We start from the raw sequence: 16548 nt of genomic DNA on the forward strand, positions 1-16548 counted from the left end.
AGCCGTAATACGCTGCGGGAGTGGCGGAGATGAGGCGGTGCCCGCGGTGCGGCCATCCGACCCGGGCCGACCGCATGGTCAAGGGCTTCGGGCGGGAGTGCGCCGCCCAGCTGGGCCTGATCGGCGGTTCGGTCGACGTCGGCCACGCCGGACCGGACCTGTTCGACGTGCTCGACGAGATGACCGACGACGCGTGCGACGGTTTCGACAGGCCGGCCGACCGAGGCTTCTAGGAACCGGTCAGAAGCGGCAGATGCACGGTGAACGTCGTCCCGACGTGTGGCCGGGACGACACCTCGATCCGGCCGCCGTGGTCGGTCACGATGCGGTGCGCGATGGTCAGGCCCAGGCCGGTGCCGCCGGTCGCGCGCTGGCGTGCCGGGTCGGCCCGCCAGAAGCGGTCGAAGACCCGATGCAGGTCACCGGAGTCGATGCCGACGCCCGAGTCGTGCACGCTCAGGACCGCCCGGCCGCCGTCGGCGTACGCGTGCACCAGCACCTGACCGCCCGCGTCGGTGTAGCGGATCGCGTTGGTGAGCAGGTTGCCGAGCACCTGCCGGAGGCGGTCGTTGTCACCGTCCACCCACACCGGGGCGGGCGCCTCGACGGTCAGGGTCAGCCCGGCCTCGGCGGCCACCGCCCGGTGCGCGGTCGCGCTCGTCGTGGCCAGGTCGGCGAGGTCGAGCGGGGCCTTGGTGTAGCCGAGTTCGCCCGCCTCGGCCAGGGCGAGGACCTGCAGGTCGTCGAGGATGCGCCGCTGGAGCAGGGTCTCCTCGTGCAGCGAGACGAACAGTTCACGGCTGGGCTCGACCACCCCGTCGGACAGCCCCTCGAGGTAGCCGCGCAGGTTCGACAACGGCGTACGCATCTCGTGGGCGACGTCGGCGATGAGCCGGCGCTGGCGCTCCTCGCTGCGTTGCACCGCCTCGGCCATCTGGTTGAACGACTCGGAGAGGCGGCTGAGCTCGTCGCTGCCGCGGGTGGGCACCCGCACGTCGAGGTGGCCGCCGGCGAGCTGACGCGACGCGAGGGTGAGGCGCCGCACGGGCCGGCTGACGCGGCGGGCGATCCACGCGGTGCCGAGGGTCGCCACCACCAGCAGACCGGCCAGGCCGAACAGCGCCGGCCGACTGAGTTCCCCGAGGTCGAGGTCGTCGCGGCCGCCGAGATAGAGCTGCAGGGGTACGGCCGAGATGGTGGAGACCGCGTTGCCGAAGCTGGAGTCGAGGCAGATGTCGCCCTGGCCGGAGTAGAGCAGCACCCGTTTGGCGGTGCACGCGTAGAAGTTGGCGTTGACGTCGGACTGCCACGCCGTGTCGGTCAGGACCCTGGTGGTGGCCTGCCGCAGGCATCCCGGGTCGTCCTTCATCTGGGTCACCGTCAAGTAGGGCGCGGTGCTGATGAGCAGACCCGGATCACCCTTCGTCCGGGCCGCGTGGCAGCGCACCGTGTCGAGCGCCGCGCGGTACTGGGAGACCTGGCGGACGGCCAGGGCGGGGGCGCCGCCGTAGATCGGGTCGGTCGGCGCCGGTCCGAAGATGTCGGACGGGACGATCTTCTTGATCACGCCGTAGGCCCGGGGGTCGTTCGCCGCCCCCGCGATCGACTTGTCGAGCACCGGGCGCGGGTCGATCGGCAGGGACGCCCCGCGCACCCCGCCGGACGGGCGGTTCTGCAGGGTGTCGGAGTCGACGAGGACCTCGCCGGCGTCGGTGCGCAACTGGATGTGCAGGTCGGTGCGCTCGGCCAGGCCGGCGACCACCCGGTCGACGCCCGGCCAGGCGCCGTGTCGCAGCCCGTACGCCCGGATCGTCTCGGTTATCTCGTCCTGGTGGCGTACCTGGGCCTCGCGGGAGCGGATCACCTCGCCCGCGGTCAGGCGCAGGGTGAGCCAGGCGGTGGCCCCGATCGCGCTCACCGCGACCAGCATGACGAGCATGAAGACGCGCAGGCGGAAGCTCACCTGTCGGCCAGCCGGTAACCGCGGCCGTAGACGGTCTGCACGTAGCGCGGCTCGGCCGGGTTGGCCTCGATCTTGCGGCGCAGGTTGACGACGTGGGCGTCGACGGTGCGTTCGGAGACCTCCTGCTCGAAGCCGAACGTCTTGTCGATGATCTCGCCACGGGTGAAGACCCGGCCGGGTTCGCGGGCGAGCTGTTCGAGGATGCCGAACTCCTTGGCGGTGAGGCCGACCGGCACGCCGTCCACCCGCACCTCGAAACGGCCGGGGTCGACCTCGATGCCGCCGACCCGGATGACCTGGGCCGACGCGTCGCCGGCGCCGACCCGGCGCAGCAGTGCCCGCACGCGCGCGGTGAGCTCACGCGGGCTCACCGGTTTCGCCATGTAGTCGTCGGCCCCGATGTCGAGGCCGAGCAGCATGTCGTTCTCCGACGAGCGGGCGGTGACCAGCAGGATCGCCACCCTCGACTCGGCCCGCAGGATCCGGCACACGTCGAGGCCGTCGACCAGCGGCATCATCACATCGAGGACGATCAGGTCGGGTTTGCGCGCCCGGGCCTGATCGAGCGCCGCCCGGCCGTCACCGACGGTGAGCACCTGGTGGCCCTCCCGCTCCAGATACAAGCGGATGAGCTGCGCGTGCTTGGGGTCGTCGTCGGCCACGAGGATACGTGCGGTCACGCGCAGATAATGACTCAGCATTTCAAGCCCGGCCAAGAATTGTCCGGAACCTGTGAAGATCAAGCCGGGTTTCCGTGCCCGTCCGAATCTTGGCCGGATCTGCACAAGTTCCGCACAGGTGCGGCCCTAGCGTCCCCCGGCATGTGTGGTTTGAGTGTCTTCGTGAGCAGCCGGGCGCAGGCAGGCCCGCCCGATCCGGCAACGGTCGCCGCCTTCTCCAGCGCTCTGGAGTCCATGCACCATCGCGGTCCCGACGACACCAGGATCGAATACACCGACGGCATGGCGTACGGGTTCAAGCGCCTCGCCGTCGTCGATCTCGAGGAGTCCGCCCAGCCGTTGCACTACCACCAGGGGCGGTGGACCGTGGTTTTCAACGGCGAGATCTACAACTATCGCGAGCTGCGGGCAGAACTCCTGCGTGCCGGAGCTACGTTCGAGACCAGCGGCGATACAGAAGTCCTGGCCGCCGCGTTCCACCACTGGGGGCCGGCCGCTCTGCAACGGTTGCGGGGCATGTTCGCCTTCGTCGCCTACGACCACTGGACCGGCACCCTGCACGCGGCCCGCGACCAGTTCGGCATCAAACCGCTCTACGTCCTCGAGACCACCGACGGGATCTTCCTGGCCAGCGAGCGCAAGGCCCTGCTGCCGTTCAGCGGCGACCCGGCGGCCTCGCTCGACACCGACGCGCTCGCCCACTACCTGACCTTCCAGTACGTGCCGGAGCCGATGACCCTCGACCGGCAGGTACGCCGCCTCGCCCCCGGCCACCGGCTCACCTGGACACCGAGCGGCGGTCAGCGGATCGAGCGCTACTTCCGGGCGTCGTTGCGCCCGCTGAACCTGCAGCCCGAGGTCGCCTACCAGGCCGTCCAGGACGCGTTGCGCGGCAGCGTGCGGGCGCATCTGCGGGCCGACGTGCCGGTCGGGGCGTTCCTGTCCAGCGGCGTCGACTCGTCGGCGGTGGTGGCGCTGGCCCGCGAGGTCCACCCCGACCTGCACGTCTTCACCGCCGGGTTCGCCCAGGAGGGCTACTCGGAGATCGAGATCGCCACCGACACGGCGGCCCAGCTCGGCGTGCGCATCACCCCCACGGTGGTCACCGACGACGACGTGATCCGGGAGCTGCCCCGGATCGTCCACCTGCTCGACGACCCCAGCGCCGACCCGTCGCTCATCCCGCTCTACTTCCTGGCCCGCACCGCCTCCCGCTACGTGACCGTCGCGCTGTCCGGCGAGGGCTCCGACGAGTTGTTCGGCGGCTACACGATCTACCGGGAGCCGGCCTCGCTGGCCGGCCTCGACCGGCTGCCCACCGGGATGAAGCGCGGCCTGCGCAACCTGTCCGAGGTACTGCCGGAGGGCATGCGCGGCCGCAGCTTCCTGCAGCGCGGCACCACCCCGATCGAGGAGCGCTACTACGGCAACGCGCGCATCTTCTCGCCCGCCGAGAAGGCCGAGCTCATGCGATTCACCGCCGAACCCCACACGGCGATAACCGCGCACCTGTACGCGGAGACCGCCGACGTGGACGACGTGGCCTCGATGCAGTACGTCGACCTGCACACCTGGCTGCCCGGCGACATCCTGCAGAAGGCCGACCGGATGTCGATGGCGCACTCGCTCGAACTGCGGGTGCCGTTCCTGGACCGGGCCGTCTACGCGGCCGCCGCCGGACTCCCGACGGCGCTGAAGCTCCCGCCGCACAGCCGGACCACCAAGCACGCCCTGCGCGAGGCGATGCGCGGGATCGTGCCCGAGTCGGTGCGGTCCCGCCGCAAACTGGGCTTCCCCACCCCGACCCGGGTCTGGCTGAAGGGCGCGATCGGCGACTGGGTGGGCGGTCTGCTGGCCGATTCCCGGGCCGGTCACCTGCTCGACCTCGGTTACGCCCAGCGCCTGCTGGCCGACCACCGGGCCGGTGTCGCCGACCACTCCCGCAAGGTGTGGGCGGTGGCGATGTTCTGCCTGTGGCACGCCATCCACGTGGAGCACTCGATAAAGGTGACCGCCCCGGCCGGCGCGCAGCCGATGAGCATGTCGAACTAGCGGCGTCCGCTCCGACCTCTGCGGTGGGCGTCCGGCCCGCCGGCGAGGAGCGACGATGAAATACCTGATCCTGGTGCGGGGCGCGGCCTGGAGCGCGGCCCTCGCCGACGAGATGACCTCGGCCGGCGTGCAGGTGGCCGCGGGCGGCCTCACCGGGACCGAACTGGCCCGGGGCGACCTGGCGAGCCCGCCGGCGACCGGCTTCTACCTGCTCGACTGCGCCTCGATCGACGAGGCCTGGGGCTGGGTCGCGCACCTGCGCGACGTCGAGGTCCGGCCGGTGCTGGACCCGGGCGGTCACGAGTTCTGACCCCGGCGCGCGGGGTCAGGAAACCTTCGCCGTGTCGCCGAACGGTTCGTTCACCGCCACCGTCGCCGCCTGCTTGGCCGCGGAGCCGAACGGGACCGCGGACACCGGCCGCTGCCGGGGCGGCGACGGGTGCTGCCACCGGCCGCGCCGGGTCAGTTCGGGCAGCACCCCCTCGCCGAACCGGTAGGCCTCCTCCAGATGCGGGTAGCCGGAAAGCACGAACTCGGTGACGCCGACCGCCGCGTACTCCTCGAGCAGGTCGGCCACCCGGGTGTGCGAGCCGACGAGCGCGGTCCCGGCCCCGCCGCGCACCAGGCCGACGCCCGCCCACAGTCCGGGGTAGATCTCCAGGCCGTCCTTGGTGCCGCCGTTGAGCGCCAGCATCCGCCGCTGCCCCTCCGACTCGCTGCGCCGCAGACCGGCCTGGACCTGGCGGATCTGGTCGGCGGAGATGCCGTCGAGCAGCCGCGCGGCCTCGGCCCACGCCTCGTCGGCGGTGTCCCGGGTGATGGTGTGCACGCGGAGGCCGTACCGGAGCTCGCGGTCTTGTTTCTCGGCCCGCACCCGCACCCGGTCGATCTTCTCGGCGACCGCCGCCGGGGGTTCGCCCCAGGTCAGATAGACGTCGGCATGCTCGGCGGCCACGTCGAGGGCGGCCGGCGAGGATCCACCGAAGTAGACGTCGGGCAGCGGCTCGGGCAGCTGCGCGAGGGTGGCGTCGTCGAGCTGGTAGTGCCGGCCCTCGTGGGTGACCGTCGCGCCCGTCCACAGCGACTTGACCAGATGCAGGAACTCACCGCAGCGCTCGTAGCGGGCGTCCTTGTCGAGGTAGTCCCCGAACATCCGCTGTTCGTGCGTCTCGCCCCCGGTGACGACGTTGAGCAGCAGCCGGCCGCCGGAGAGGTTCTGGAAGGTGGCGGCCATCTGGGCGGCCAGGAACGGCGCGATCAGTCCGGGCCGGAACGCGACGAGGAACTTCAGCCGCTCGCAGGCGCTGCTGAGCATGGCGGTGGTGATCCAGGCGTCCTCGCACCAGGCCCCGGTCGGGGTGAGGGCGGCCTCGAAGCCGAGCTGTTCGGCCGAGCGGGCGATCTGGCCGAGGTAGCCGACCGAGGCCGGCCGGCCGCCGGTCATGGCGGGGGTGCCGTGCCCGCCACCGACGATGTGCCGCCCGTCGCCCCCGTTGGTGGGGAGGAACCAGTGGAACTTCAGGTCGGTCATGACATCCCCATTCAGTCGCATCTCTATCGGAAATATAGGCTTACCGGGGCGGTCCGCCGCAAGGTGTCCGACGGAAAACGTTTCCGGTCAGGCCGGCGCGAGGACGCAGAACTCGTTGCCCTCCGGGTCGGCGAGAACCGTCCACGACACCTCCGCATCGCCCAGATCGACGGCGGTGGCGCCGAGCGCCCGCAGCCGGACCGCCTCGGCCCGCATGTCGTCGCCCGGGTAGGGCCGGACGTCGAGATGGACGCGGTTCCAGCCGGTCTTCTCCTCGGCCGTCCGGACGAAGCGCAGCCAGGGGCCGACCCCCTTGGCGGACCGCAGAACCGCCTCCTGGTCGCCCACCTCGTGCACGATCCAGTCCGTCGCCGCACCCCAGAACCCGGCCATCGCCCGCGGATCGGCACAGTCGACCACCATCGCGGCGATCGGCCCGGTCGCCGGGCCCGACGAGTCGACCACCCGGAACTCGTTGCCCTCCGGGTCGACCATCTCCCCCGGCCCGGTCCCGGCCGGCGTGGCGCCGAGCTCGGTCAGCCGCCCGATCAGCTCCGCCCGTTCGGCCTCCGACGTGGCCGCCAGCTCGAGCCGCACCCGGTTGCGCGTCGTCTTGGGCTCCGCCGAGACGACGAGGTCGATGCAGACCGCTGCCGGGTCCGGGTAGTCGAACCCCACCGGCTCCAGATTGGTCACCCCCGGCCCCTCACTGGACATCGCCCAGCCGAGCGCCCCCGCCCAGAAACCGCCGAGCGCCGCATCGTCCCGAGCCTTCATGTTGATCTGCACGAACCGGGTAGCCATGACAACGATGTTAGGCGCCCGGATCAGGCGAGCTTCACCAGCTCCGACTGTGTCGCGGGCCGGCTCAGGACTCGGCGACGACCAGATAGAACGTGAAGCCGGCGACGACCGGACCGCCCGTCAACCGCCGCAGCCAGGCCCCGGCATCGGACTCGCTCAGCACCCCCGCCCGCACCGCCCGGGCCGAGTTGCGCCGCAAGCCGAGGATCTCGTCCGCCGTACCGAAGTCGCGGAACAGCACCGCAACCGGTTCGACGGATCTGATGCGGAAGCCGGCTCGGACGCACCGGTGAACCAACTCCCGCCCGATGGTCGGATTACGCACCCGGCCCGCGACGAAGCGAGCGAACTGCCGGCTGGTGTCGACATCCGGATCGGCGACCGCCAGGGTGTCCCAATCCGGTTCCGCCATGCCGAAAAGCCCTCCGCGGCGAAGCACCCGGCGCACTTCGCCCACCGCCCCCGCCGGGTCGGGCACGTGCTGCAGGACTCGATCCGTCCGCGCGCGGTCGACGCTGCCGTCAGGTAAGGGCAGGCCAAGGACATCGCCCTGGAGCAACTGCACGTTCGACCGGCCGGCCGTCCGGAACCGCGCTTCCGCCAGCATCCGGGTATCGCGGTCGACGCCGATGACCTTCCCTTCCCCGCCTACCGCATCGGCAAGGTGAGCCAGGTCCGTCGCCGGGCCGCATCCGGCGTCCAGCACTGTCTGTCCGGGGCCGACGTCCAGAGCGGCGGCGAATCGCTGCTTGTAGTCCATGCCGACCGCCGTGCCGGCAGCCGCGTCCATGTAGGCGATCTGATCAGGTGCGGCCGTAGCCGCCGGGAGTCCAACCATCCGCTCACCGAAGCACAAGAGCGGGTGTGGCTGGTGGGGAAGTTGTGGAGATCTCGGCCTGCGCGACGGTGGCGACGTTCGCGGCGATCCGGTCGGCCGGCACCGCGGCGCCCACCACGGCGGTGGCGGCGGATCGAGGTTCGGCGGGGACCGGCCAGGACCGCCGGGCTCAGATGATGCCGGCCGGCTGCTGGCGGGCCAGCAGGGTGGAGACGTCGGCGGCGGTCATCGGCTGGGCGAGGTGGTAGCCCTGGCCGACGGTGTAGCCGAGTTCGCGCAGCACCGTCACCTGCTCGGGGCACTCCACCCCCTCGGCGACGGTGTCCAGGCCCAGTGCGTCGGCCAGCTGGATCACGGCGCGGGCCACGGCCTGGCGGGCGTCGGCGGCGGCCGGGCGGCCGTCGTCGATCTCGATGCCGTCCACGAAGGACTTGTCGAGTTTGATGATCGCCGCCGGGAACGCGCGCAGCAGGCTCAACGAGGACTCGCCGGTGCCGAAGTCGTCCAGGGCCAGGCGGATGCCCATCCGGTCGAGTTCGTACAGAGCGCGGGAGACCTGCTGGCCGCGCAGCACCGCCGACTCGGTCACCTCGAGCACCAGGCGTTCGCAGGGCAGACCGCTGTCGGTGAGCGCGCTGGTCACCTCGGCGACGAAGTCGGGGTCGTGGAGCTGGCGGGCGGAGACGTTGAGGCCTGCCTCACGCAGCGCGTCCGGGCCGAACTCGGCCAGCCAGGCGGCCGCCTGCCGGCACGTCTCGCGCAGCACGAACCGGCCCAGCGGCACGATCAGGCCGGTACGCTCCGCGGCCGGGATGAATTCCGCCGGGCCGACCACCCCGCGCGCCGGGTGGTCCCAGCGGACCAGGGCCTCCACGCCGATGAGCCGGTAGTCGTCGAGCCGCATGATCGGCTGGTAGACGACCCGGAACTCGTCGTTCTCCAGGGCCCGGCGCAGCTCACCACCGAGCCGCATGTGGGCCAGGACAGGCTCGCGCATACCGTCCACGTAGCGTACGAAACCGGCTTTGCCCTGCTGTTTCGCCGTGTACATGGCGACGTCGGCGTTCAGCAGCACCGAGTCGACGGTGGCGCGCGGCGCGGCGACCGCGATGCCGATGCTGGCCTGCATGAGCAGCCGGTGCTCGCTTATCGGGCGGGTGAGCGCGGCCAGCAGCCGGCCGGCCAGTTCCTCGGGATCGGCGCCGGGCGCGGTGAGCAGCACCGCGAACTCGTCGCCGCCGACCCGCACCGGCAGGCCGTCCGTCCCGGCCTCGGCCCGCAGCAGCCGGGCGACCGAGACGAGCAGGCGGTCGCCGACGCCGTGGCCGAGCAGGTCGTTGACGGTCTTGAAGTCGTCCAGGTCGACCAGCAGCACCGACACCGGGCCGCCGGTGGCCAGGGCGGCCGCGAGCCGGTCGCGGAACAGCGCCCGGTTGGCCAGTCCGGTGAGGCCGTCGTGGCTGACCTCGTACTGCAGGCGTTCCTCCTGCACCCGGGTGTTGCGCAGGAGCCGGGCGTTCTCCCGGTGGGCCAGGTATTGCCGGGCCGTGACCAGGGCGGTCACCGCGACCGTGGCGAGCAGCGCGAACCGCAGCGGCCAGGTCAGCGGCGCCCCGAACGCGACCGCGATCAGCGGCACGTCGACGGCCACGATCGCCAGGTAGGGCAATATCGCGCCGGGACGTTCCGGGGCGCGGCGCGGGGCCCGGTCGGCGCGGCCCTGGGCGGCGACACCGAGCGTGATCAGCAGGGGGGTCAGCGGCATCACGATCGCCTGGGCGGGGATGCTGGCCACGTAGCCGAACCGCACCGCGAGCACGGCGACGAGCGCGGCCGGGACACCGCCGCCGGCCGCGACGAACCGGATCGCCGTCCGGTCGACCGGTCCGCCCAGGATGTACGACACCTTCGCCGCCGACCCGGCCGCGCCCAGCAGGCACAGCCCGACGAGCACCATGGCCTGCCGGCTCCAGGGCTCGCGGGCGGACAGCATCGGGGCCAGCCCGACGTACCACAACAGGGCGCCGCAGCCGAGGAACGCGATCGTCCGGTCGAGCCGGACCCGCCATCGCTCGGCTCCGCTCGCCGTGGCCACCGGCACCCGCCCCAGCGTCCAGATGGCGAGCAGGAAGCCGAGCGCCACCCAGACCGCCGCCGGCACCGGCATGCTGCGGGTGCGGGCCTCGGCCTCGTGCCCGAACATGTCGACGGCCAGCCAGGTGTAGCCGACGGTGGCCGCCGCGACGGCGACGAGCAGCGACCGCCAGAACCACCGGGCGTCGGGGGCGAGGCCGCCGCGGCACAACCGGAAGATGGCGGCGCCGGCGAGCACCCCACCGATCGGCACGAAGACGTACGCGATGGCCTCGGTGCCCGCGCCGACGGTCAGGTACGCCACGCACCACAGCGTGCCCACGAGCGCGACAGCGGCGGTGGCCAGCACGCACCGGCCCAGGGGGCCATCCGTGAACCGATCGACCGTCCGCGTCACGGGCCCGACACTATCGGTCTTGATCAGTGGTTGATCTCCCCCGAACGTTCCACATTCACCGGACAGGTGACGGGTCAGGGCGCGGCGTCGGCCGGGACCAGGGTCAGCATCAGCGTGCTCGTCTCGGCGTCGGACAGGTCGCCCTCGCCGAGCAGGGTGATCGAGCCGGTGTCGGTGATCGCGAACACCAGTGTCACGGTGCTCTGCTCCAGCACGAACGGGTCGTCCCCGCCGAGGCCGGCGGCCACCGCCGCCCGGACCGTGCGGATCGCGTCGACAAGCGACTCCTCGACGTCGCCGGAGCGCACCTCGGCGCCCGCCGCGCCGGGCGGGACCAGGGTCACCTGGACGGTCTGGGTCGACGACGTGCCGTGCCTGTACCGGCCGCCCAGTTTCAGGCCGATGACCGGGACCTTCATCTCCAGGCCGGCGCCGCCGCCGTGGGACGCCACGACCGACAGGGTGAGGTCGATCCGGCTCACCCGGATGTCCCGGTCGGCGTCCACCTGCGAGATGCCGGCCTCGCGGACCGCGTCCTTGACGGCGCCGATCAGGTCGGCGATGCGTACGCCGTCGTCGGTGATCTTCATGGTCGGCCTCTCTCAACCGAGGTACGCGTGGGCGTTCGGATCGCCGTACACGGTATAGGCGAGCCACGTCGGGTCCATGTCGTCCTGGATGGCCTGGCGGGCGGCCAGGGTGGCCTGGCCGAGGGTCTCGCCCGCCATCAGCCCGGCGTAGAACTCCTCGGCGAACGCCTGGGCGGTGCTGCTGCGGACGTCCCAGAGGGTGCCCACGAACGCGCCCGCCCCGGCCGGCAGGAACTGTTGCGCCCAGCCCATCATCTGGGTGAAGTGGGGCACCGCACCGGCCGACTGGCACGCGTTGATGAAGACCAGCGGGCGGTTCGCGGCCAGCAGTTCCTTGGCCTTCACCGCCTCGAGCATGAGCGGCGAGAACTCGCCGCCGAGCATCGGGATGGCGCCGCCCGAGCCGTCGTCGCGGTAGGTGGCGTGGCAGGCGAAGTGGGTCAGCCCGGCCTGCCCGCTGTCGAGCAGGTCGAGCAGGTCGCCGATGTCGGTCACCAGCAGCGGCTCGGCCTGCGCCGACACGATCCGGTGGATGGCCCGGAACTCGGCGTCGGCGTTGGCCGGCGCCCGGTTGCCCTGCACGAACCGGGCGTGCCCGAGGTTGATCTCGCGGGAGCGGTCGGTGTTGAACACGGTACGGGTCACCGGGAACTGGCTGACCAGGAAGCCGGCGTCGTGGTCGCGGGTCATCGGGTAGAGCAGCTCCCACGGCAGGTTGTCGTTGCCGGTGGCGATCGAGAACGTCCGGATGGTGCCGTGCAGGCGGAGGTACTGCTCCCGGATCGCCTCGGGCACGATACCCAGCCACAGCGAGACCCCCACGCTGCGCAGCCACTCGCGGGCGATCGGCGGGGTGTACGCGGGCGGCGACGCGTCCCGGGCGAAGCGCCGCAACATGCTCAGCGCCCGCTCGAGGACGCCGCTCGCGTCGGCGGCCACGGTCACCGTCACCGGGTCGTACACGCATTGGTTGTTGTGCAGCTGGAAGCTGTAGCGCCCCTCCGAGCGCCGCACCTGCAGGGTCACCGCGCCGTCGTCGGGTCGCACGCCGTCGAGACCGGCCGACTTGGTCGCCGCCCCCAGGTTGGGTCCCCGGTCGGTGACCGACACCTCGAAGACGAGCTTGCCGAGGTACGTTCCCCCGGCCCAGGCCGTGACCTGGACGGTACGGACGTCGACGCCGGTCGCCCGGAACACGAACCGCACCGGTTCCGAGTCGGCCGCCGCCGGGACCCGGAGCACCTGCTGCTCCGGCCCGAGCGGGACCAGGCCGGTGGAGGCGTGCGCGACGATCGTCACCGGGGAGCCGTCGGCCGGGATCGGCCACGGCTTCATCGGCGCGCTCCGGGTAGCCTCGTCGGCCGGGGCGGCCAGCGCGACGTAGACGATCAGGCTGACCTCGGTGTCCTCGCGCACCTGGGCCGGCATCTGGCCGACGAGCACCCGATGCGGATCGGCTTGCCGCTCCGGCTCGGCCCCGCCGCCGGTGACGGCCGGCTCGAGAACCGTGGTGCCGGGGGTCGACTCCGGCGGAATCGCCTCGTCGGGCGGGGCGGCGTAGGCCAGGCCGCCGACCGTCACCGGCGGCTCGACCCGCACCTTGATCCCGCTGTAGGTGGCGAGCAGGGAGATCAGCGCGGGGGCGTCGATCAGCTCGAGCGGCTGGCCGGCGGTCGCCTCGTAGGCCTCCGGCTCGATGCCGCCCAGCGAGATCAGGATGCCCTTGGTGGCGCCGGCGGCGGCGACCGCGGCGGCCAACCGGCGGACCGCCCGGGGGCCGGCGGGCAGCGTGCGCGTCGCGTGGACCACCACCGGGCCGCCGAAGATCGGCCGTGGGTCGGTGGCCCGCCACGTCGTGCCGGCAGCGGTGCGGGTGGCCGCCTCCATCTCCAGGCCCATCACCCCGAACAGGTCGCTGAGCTGCCGCTCCCACGCCTCGTCGCTGATCGTCATCAGGTTGGGCCGCTCGTCGAGGTCGGCGAGGACGTTGAACTCCTCGGCGAAGTCGAGGTCGGCCTCCCGGTCGAAGTCGATCTTCGCGTCGACCGCGATCAGCTCGTCGGGGGCCGGCGACAGCGCGCCGTGCAGGTAGGTCAGGCAGGCCACCGGGTCGACCCGGCGCAGCTTGATGCCGGCGAACGTGTCCCGGTCGGTCTGCACCGAGACGAGCACCGGCCGCACGAACCGGCCGGTGCGCCGGTCGACCGCCTCGACGATGCCGTTCAACGACACCCGCCGCACGAGCCCGCCCCGGTCGGCCTCGATGATCTCGTGCACCGTCCGCAGGGCGACCTGGGCGATCACCCCGCAGTAGCGGCGGCGGATCTCGGCCTCCTCGCGCGGCACCACGGCCAGGTCGTCGCGGGCCCGGTCGTAGCGGTACTCCCTGACCACCGGGATCACCTCGACCGGCGGCAGGTGGTACTCGACCAGCAGATGCTTCTGGTGGGGCAGGTAGGCCAGCCGGAAGTGCTGCGGGAAGTCGTCGGGATAGACGGAGTTGCCGAGCACCATCGCGAAGTACTCCACCACCGACGCCGGTTCGGCGGCGGCGACCGCGGCCGCGAACCGGTCGACCTCGGCGTTGTAGGCGGCCACCTTGGCCTCGTGCTTGCCGACCCGCTCGTCGTACGCCCGGCGGCGCTGCGCCAGTTGCCGCTTGCGCCGCTCCTCGGCCTGTTCCCACCGGCTGACCGCGTCCTCGAAGGCCCGCCGGGCGCTTGCCGTGTGCTGCTGGTGCAGCCGCTCCCGGCCGAGGATCTTGCCGACGCCGCGCGGCAGCGGCGGCAGGAAGCTGTCCCAGCTGGGGCGCGGATGGGCCCGGCCGAGCGGCCCCGGGTCGAACGGCGGCACGGTCAGCGGCTTCTTGAACAACTGCAGGTCGATGTGGTCGTCGACGTCCAGGGTGGACAGCAGCAGCGCGTCGAGGTCGGCGAGCCGGGCCTGGATCTCGGCGTTGGCCGCGGCCGCGTCGGCGGTGCGGGCCTGCGCGTACAACCGGCGGTGCTCGCGCTGCCGGTCCGCCTCGGAGGCGGCGTGGTGCGCGGCGGCGATGGCCAGGTCGGCGTTGCGGCGATTCAGTGCCCACCGCCGCGCCGCGTTGTCGGCCCGCTGGTCGTCGGCGGCCAGTCGGGCCTGCTCGCGCTGCATGTCCCGGATGATGCTCATGCACGTCCCCGCCCGTCGGTGGAGACTACGACTGTATCCACCGACGACAACGGCACCGTCTACTGAAGATCCACGACGGTCCGGGTCAGCGAGTCGTAGCTGCGCGCGGATTCGCACCGCCCGGCCGCCGGCGCCAGGCCGGTCAAGGCCTCGAGCAGGGCCGGGCGGTGCCCGGGCGGGACCTTCAGGGCGAGGCTGACGTGCGGCATCCAGTCGGCCGGGGACGGCCACGGATTGCGCAGCGCCGACCAGGCGGTGGCGTGGATGTCGCGCAGCGCGGCGGTCGGGGTGACCGCCCAGATCAGGGCGCGGCCGAGGAACCGCACCACGCCGAGCTCGATCGGCACCGGCAGCGGCAGTGGCGGCAGACCGTCGATCGAGGCGGCGGTGACCACCGTCAGGTGCGGCCGGTTGGTCGGGTGCGGGTGGCCGGCCAGGCTGGGCAGGCCGGCGGCGCGCAGGCGGCCCCACACCTCGCGTACGTCGTGCTCGAGCTCCGGGTCGAGCAGCAGTTCAACGGTACGCACGTCAGAACGCGTACCGGACGCGGCGGAGGTCGAGAAGGCGGTGAACAGGGAGCCGGTCGTTCAGGGGTGAAGTTTCCATACGATTACGAGCATATCCGGCTCTCAGTTGCCGGCGCTCTCGTAGCGACGCAGGCCACGCTGGAAGATCCAAATTGCCGTGCCCGCGCAGTACACCGCCACCAGCGGGGTCAGCAGTCCCAGCCGACGGGACGGCCCGGTGTCCAGCAGGTAGGCGATCGGGAAGAAGCTGATGAACGCGAACGGCAGGGCCAGGCCCAGCACCGCCTTGAGGGGCGATCGGGTAGATCGACAGCGGGAAGCGGGCCAGGTCGCCGACCTGGTGCAGGGCGAAGGCGAACATCGGGCTCGGGCTGGCCAGCCAGAAACTCGCCATGCCGTCGAAGAACAACGAGCCGACCCCCTCGGCCAGCGCGACGATGCCGAACATCAGCACCACCGACCAGAACGTCCAGCCGTTGAGGTGCGGCACCTTCGCGAACAGGGCGGCCAGGAACACGACGTTGACGACCCGCATCAGCACGGTGGCGGCGGCCAGGATCGCGAAGTCGGCCTCGTACTCGAGCATCGACCGGACGTGGGCACCCAGCAGCCGCGGGTAGAGCCGGAGCGTACGCACGTCAGCCGCCGTTCACGGTGAGCCGCCGGACCGCCACGCCCCACAGTCCGCGGGCGCCGAACCACAGCGCGAGCACCCAGCCCAGCTGCACCGCCACCAGGACCAGCGCCTCGCGCCCGCCGACCCGGCCCAGGAAGATCAGCGCCGGGGTGGAGGTGAGCCCGGCGAACGGCGACCACTGCGCCGCCGTCGCGAGCCGGCCCGGCAGGTAGGCCAGCGGGATGAGCGCCCCGGACAGCAGGTTGACCACCGCCAGCCGGGCCCACTGCACACCCATGAAGTTCTGCGTCCAGAAACAGGCGAGCGTGCTGACTTGCCGGCCCCGTTGGGCCCGACGTAGGCCACCGCCTCACCGGCCTCGATGAACAGATCGATGTGGTCGACCGCCACCTTGTCGGTGTAGCGCCGGGCGAACAGCTGCCGCACCGACCCCTTGAGCCCGGCGCCCTTGTCCGGCCGCCGGAAGACCTTGGTGAGGCCGTGCGCCTCGACGATCGGCATGCTGACGCCACCCCCGCGTGTTGACCGCAAGTCACCCTGCGGAGCACCGACGGGACAGCAAACCGAATTGACAGAGGCGCCGGAAACCACTCCGGCGGCCCGGTTCCGCGGGGCCGGGCTCAGTCCAGCCGGCCGTCGTAGTCGGGGAGCTTGAACGTCCGCTCGGCGTGGCCGCCGCCCAGGTCGCTCGCGCTGTTGCCGACGTTCGCGACGATCGTGTAGCCGCGGCGTTCGATGTCGGTGCGGGCCTTGGTCTTCAGCGTCTGATTGTCGCTGAAGTCGAACGTGGGCCGGGTGTAGATGTCGGTCCAGGTGTAGCCGACCGCGCTGAGGTTGACGGCGGTGACGCCCTCGATGATGCCGGGCCGGGCGGTCACGAAGAAGATCGCCGCACCCGCCGCCTTGGCCTGCCTGGCCAGCGCCAGCACGGTCGGGGTGGCGTCGTAGGGCTTGTACTTGCTCTGCAACGCCGTGTTGTCGATGTCGAGCACGAGGGCCGGCTTGCTGCCGCTCGCCGGCAGCCGGGTGCCGAGGTAGGCCGACGCCTGGTCGGTCACGGTCTTGACGTCGGCGAGCCAGGTCTCGTACGACGGGAGCGCCGGCGCCGCGACAGCGCTGACCGGTTTTGCGCTGACCGGGGCCGCGTTCGCGGGCGCGGCGGCGACGCCGGTGGCGAGTGCGGAGCCGGCGGCGGCGAGCATGAGGCCGCGCAGGATTACGGTACGCATGGGTGTTCCCCTCGAGGATGCGGACGGACGAGCCGGTG

Annotated in this window: 14 protein-coding genes and 1 pseudogene; 3 read left to right on the plus strand and 12 right to left on the minus strand. The window is 72.1% G+C overall.

Features of this window, described 5'->3' with window-relative positions:
• The first annotated feature begins 29 nt into the window (after window positions 1-29).
• Window positions 30-233 carry a hypothetical protein gene (locus tag Afe05nite_RS15925; protein WP_239117868.1) on the plus strand — a complete coding sequence of 68 codons (204 nt, stop codon included), beginning with the start codon at window positions 30-32 and terminating at the stop codon, window positions 231-233.
• Here Afe05nite_RS15925 and Afe05nite_RS15930 read toward each other — a convergent pair.
• Both Afe05nite_RS15930 and Afe05nite_RS15935 read right to left on the minus strand, forming a co-directional pair.
• A complete protein-coding gene (locus Afe05nite_RS15930) occupies window positions 230-1963 on the minus strand; it encodes a sensor histidine kinase (protein WP_203817881.1) in 1734 nt (577 codons plus the stop codon). The genes Afe05nite_RS15925 and Afe05nite_RS15930 overlap by 4 nt on opposite strands.
• The gene (locus tag Afe05nite_RS15935) at window positions 1960-2643 is read right to left on the minus strand and encodes a response regulator transcription factor (protein ID WP_239117847.1); all 684 of its coding nucleotides are present in this window, start codon (window positions 2641-2643) and stop codon (window positions 1960-1962) included. Before Afe05nite_RS15935 ends, Afe05nite_RS15930 begins: the two co-directional genes overlap by 4 nt.
• A gap of 141 nt (window positions 2644-2784) precedes the next feature.
• Here Afe05nite_RS15935 and asnB point away from each other — a divergent pair, with 141 nt between their 5' ends.
• Entirely contained in the window at window positions 2785-4695 is a 1911-nt protein-coding gene (gene asnB / locus Afe05nite_RS15940) for an asparagine synthase (glutamine-hydrolyzing) (RefSeq protein WP_203817882.1), read from the plus strand.
• A gap of 55 nt (window positions 4696-4750) precedes the next feature.
• Complete coding sequence (locus Afe05nite_RS15945) at window positions 4751-5005, plus strand: YciI family protein (protein ID WP_203817883.1); 255 nt, start codon at window positions 4751-4753, stop codon at window positions 5003-5005.
• Between the two features lie 15 nt (window positions 5006-5020).
• Here Afe05nite_RS15945 and Afe05nite_RS15950 read toward each other — a convergent pair whose 3' ends face one another.
• From Afe05nite_RS15950 to Afe05nite_RS15995, 10 genes and pseudogenes are all read right to left on the minus strand, one after another.
• Entirely contained in the window at window positions 5021-6226 is a 1206-nt protein-coding gene (locus Afe05nite_RS15950) for an LLM class flavin-dependent oxidoreductase (RefSeq protein WP_203817884.1), read from the minus strand.
• Between the two features lie 87 nt (window positions 6227-6313).
• Window positions 6314-7030, minus strand: coding sequence for a VOC family protein (locus Afe05nite_RS15955; RefSeq protein WP_203817885.1), 717 nt, complete (start codon window positions 7028-7030; stop codon window positions 6314-6316).
• Between the two features lie 64 nt (window positions 7031-7094).
• Window positions 7095-7868 carry a methyltransferase domain-containing protein gene (locus tag Afe05nite_RS15960; protein ID WP_203817886.1) on the minus strand — a complete coding sequence of 258 codons (774 nt, stop codon included), beginning with the start codon at window positions 7866-7868 and terminating at the stop codon, window positions 7095-7097.
• Between the two features lie 169 nt (window positions 7869-8037).
• On the minus strand, window positions 8038-10359 hold the full coding sequence (locus Afe05nite_RS15965) for a putative bifunctional diguanylate cyclase/phosphodiesterase (protein WP_239117849.1): 2322 nt from the start codon (window positions 10357-10359) through the stop codon (window positions 8038-8040).
• Between the two features lie 74 nt (window positions 10360-10433).
• A complete protein-coding gene (locus Afe05nite_RS15970) occupies window positions 10434-10949 on the minus strand; it encodes a trypco2 family protein (RefSeq protein ID WP_203817887.1) in 516 nt (171 codons plus the stop codon).
• 12 nt (window positions 10950-10961) lie between these two features.
• Window positions 10962-14117, minus strand: a complete 3156-nt coding sequence (locus Afe05nite_RS15975; RefSeq protein ID WP_203817888.1) for a CHAT domain-containing protein — start codon at window positions 14115-14117, stop codon at window positions 10962-10964.
• Between the two features lie 59 nt (window positions 14118-14176).
• Window positions 14177-14644, minus strand: a complete 468-nt coding sequence (locus Afe05nite_RS15980) for a 2'-5' RNA ligase family protein (RefSeq protein ID WP_203817889.1) — start codon at window positions 14642-14644, stop codon at window positions 14177-14179.
• A gap of 1 nt (window position 14645) precedes the next feature.
• Complete coding sequence (locus Afe05nite_RS45080; RefSeq protein ID WP_438868225.1) at window positions 14646-15281, minus strand: hypothetical protein; 636 nt, start codon at window positions 15279-15281, stop codon at window positions 14646-14648.
• A 1-nt stretch (window position 15282) separates the two neighbouring features.
• A pseudogene (locus Afe05nite_RS15990) lies at window positions 15283-15564 on the minus strand (ABC transporter permease); the annotation flags it as partial.
• Window positions 15565-15901: 337 nt separating this feature from the next.
• Complete coding sequence (locus Afe05nite_RS15995; protein WP_203817890.1) at window positions 15902-16510, minus strand: HAD family acid phosphatase; 609 nt, start codon at window positions 16508-16510, stop codon at window positions 15902-15904.
• Window positions 16511-16548 lie beyond the last annotated feature (38 nt).

Origin of the sequence: Paractinoplanes ferrugineus (genome assembly GCF_016862195.1) — a bacterium.
GTDB lineage: Bacteria > Actinomycetota > Actinomycetes > Mycobacteriales > Micromonosporaceae > Actinoplanes > Actinoplanes ferrugineus.